The organism is Streptomyces sp. NPDC017890, from assembly GCF_044328675.1.
Lineage (GTDB): Bacteria > Actinomycetota > Actinomycetes > Streptomycetales > Streptomycetaceae > Streptomyces.
The window spans coordinates 1-1402 of record NZ_JBIRHU010000145.1; the positions used below are offsets into that span (position 1 = coordinate 1).

The 1402-nt window shown below is 63.8% G+C and carries 2 protein-coding genes; both read right to left on the minus strand.

Annotation, left to right across the window (positions count from 1 at the left end; genetic code table 11):
- Positions 1-79: 79 nt before the first annotated feature.
- Complete coding sequence (locus ACH4F2_RS36085) at positions 80-496, minus strand: arsenate reductase ArsC (RefSeq protein WP_003944644.1); 417 nt, start codon at positions 494-496, stop codon at positions 80-82.
- Positions 493-1402, minus strand: a 910-nt coding sequence (gene arsB, locus ACH4F2_RS36090; protein WP_398136818.1) for an ACR3 family arsenite efflux transporter, incomplete at its 5' end; no start/stop codon positions are given. The genes ACH4F2_RS36085 and arsB, both read right to left, overlap by 4 nt.

The following is a 1402-nucleotide window of genomic DNA, read 5'->3' on the forward strand; positions in this document are numbered from 1 at the left end:
ACAATGATGACGTCATGGACCGCGGACGGGATGGTCATAGTGTCTCTTTCACGGGATCGAATACGGGCAGTACGAGCGGTCAGCGCGATACCGACGGGGCGGTGAGTTCGCTGATCAAGGCTTGGACGCGGGTTTTGATCTCGTCGCGGATCGGGCGAACCGCGTCGATGCCTTGGCCGGCGGGATCGTCGAGGACCCAGTCGCGGTAGCTCTTGCCGGGGAAGATCGGGCAGGTGTCGCCGCATCCCATCGTGATCACGACATCCGAATCCTGCACGGCGTCGGTGGTGAGGATCTTCGGGGTCTGGGCAGAGATGTCGATTCCGAGCTCGGCCATCGCCTCGACCGCGGCGGAGTTGATGGTCTCCGCGGGGGCAGATCCGGCGGAGCGGACCTCGATGGCATCGCCGGCGAGGTGGCTCAGGAATCCCGCGGCCATCTGCGATCGGCCGGCGTTGTGGACACAGACGAACAGGACGCTGGGCTTGTCGGTCATGGGGCTGAAACCTTTCCGTCAGTGGGTGTGAAGCGTTTGCGTAGAGCAAGGGAGACATAGACCAGCCCGACGAGCACCGGTACCTCGATCAGCGGGCCGACTACGCCGGCAAGAGCTTGCCCCGAGGTGGCGCCGTAGGTGGCGATGGCTACGGCGATCGCGAGTTCGAAGTTGTTGCCCGCGGCGGTGAACGCCAGGGTCGTCGTGCGTTCATAGCCCAATCCGATTGCGGCGCCGAGGACGTAGCCTCCGCCCCACATGAGCGCGAAGTACGCGAGCAAGGGCAGCGCGATCCGGACGACGTCCCAGGGCTGGGAGGTGATCTGTTCGCCCTGCATCGAGAAGAGCACGACGATGGTGAACAGCAGACCGTAGAGCGCCCAGGGGCTGATCTTGGGGATGAACTTGTTGTCGTACCAGTCGCGGTCTTTGGCGCGTTCACCGAAGAAGCGGGACAGAAAACCTGCCAGCAGCGGGATACCGAGGAAGATCAGGACCGATTTCGCGATCTGCCAGGGCGAGGTGTCGATGGTGGTCTGTTCGAGGCCGAGCCACCCGGGCAGGACCGAGAGGTAGAACCAACCGAGCACGGCGAACATGATCACCTGGAACACCGAGTTGATGGCGACCAGCACCGCGGCGGCTTCGCGGTCTCCGCAGGCCAGGTCGTTCCAGATGATCACCATCGCGATGCAGCGAGCGAGGCCGACGATGATCAAACCGGTTCGGTATTCCGGCAGGTCAGGCAGAAACAGCCAGGCGAGGGCGAACATCAGCGCCGGGCCGAGAACCCAATTCAGGACCAGCGAGCCGGCGAGGAGTTTCTTGTCCCCGGTGACAGTGTCGAGGCGGTCGTAGCGGACCTTCGCCAACACCGGGTACATCATGATCAGCAGGCCGAGGGCG

Coding starts and splice junctions, on each gene's coding strand:
- ACH4F2_RS36085 (WP_003944644.1), bottom strand. CDS start 496: ATGACCGACAAGCCCAGCGTCCTGTTCGTCTGTGTCCACAACGCCGGC.